Source organism: Cohnella soli (assembly GCF_042655525.1).
GTDB classification, from domain to species: Bacteria; Bacillota; Bacilli; order Paenibacillales; family Paenibacillaceae; genus Cohnella; species Cohnella soli.
Map to the genome: position 1 here is coordinate 1 of NZ_JBHSMI010000039.1, position 1,116 is coordinate 1,116.

The window sequence follows — 1,116 nt, forward strand, 5'->3', positions numbered from 1 at the left end:
AAAAGAACACGGTTGCCTAATCGCAACCGTTTTTTAATTAAATGTTTGAATAAGAGAATAAGTATTTGTAAGTAACTCAAGAAGGCACCGGCATCAGATAACACCATGTTCACGCTTCGGGCCATTCGGCCCTCGGTCCGGCAGAAGTTAGATGTGGATTCGAAGATGCAATTGGCAGTAGCAGAGAAGCGACTTCAGCCGGACACATCCGCACCACCTAACCGCATCGCGGCCGCCCTTCGGGCTTAAGGTGGTGGGACGTCGTGAACACATTAACGTTATCAGAAATCGGCATAAAGACTAAAAACAAAGGAGACAAAATGAAACGGTTTAAGATTATATTCCTTCTTTCTATTATGATTAATGTAATCATGGTTACTTATTTTGTTTTGAAGACAAACCACTTAAAAAGCTCATATTCCAACCTATGCTTTGAGTTACAAAACGAATTGGTCCAATTAGGAAGTTCGATTGATTATCAAATAAAGAATAATTGGAAAGAAGAGAATACAGTAATTGAGAAGATTGAAGATGTAAGAGAAAGCATAAATTACTTAATGATTACAGGAAATGATATGGGGATAATGTCAAAGTCACAAGAAAATGACTTATGGAAGCTTCATAATTTCATATCAAAATTTCCAATCTATTCAGGATTTCCAAACACAAAGCTTGACCAAAATAGCATTAATGAATTGATTCATTTAGGAGAAAAGTTAAAGTCAGTTGGGTGGGGAATGAATATTGGATATAGTAGCGACTGGAATAGCTTTTCAACAAAAGTAAATACACTAATTAAATTGTGAGACTTTCCAATGAAGATGCCGACATCTGATAACACCATGTTCACGCTTCGGGGCATTCACCCCTCGGTCCGGCAGGAGTTAGATGAAGGTTCGAAGAAGTAATTGGCAGTAGCAGGGAAGAGGATTCAGCCGGACACATCCGCACCGACTAAGCGCGTCGCGCCCGGCGACTTCGTCGCCTTAAGTCGGTGGGACGTCGTGAACACATGAACGTTAGCTGAAACCACCCAAGTGCGTAAAAAACTTTAAGCCAGGTGACCAATGAATAATTTTATTCAAGCAAGATCTGAAGAGATTAAATATCATGAAT

At 39.8% G+C, this 1,116-nt stretch carries 1 protein-coding gene; it reads left to right on the plus strand.

What is annotated here, in order from left to right; genetic code table 11:
- Positions 1 to 263 precede the first annotated feature (263 nt).
- Positions 264 to 806, plus strand: coding sequence for a hypothetical protein (locus ACFPOF_RS23745; protein ID WP_378137356.1), 543 nt, complete (start codon positions 264 to 266; stop codon positions 804 to 806).
- The last annotated feature ends 310 nt before the right edge of the window (positions 807 to 1,116 follow it).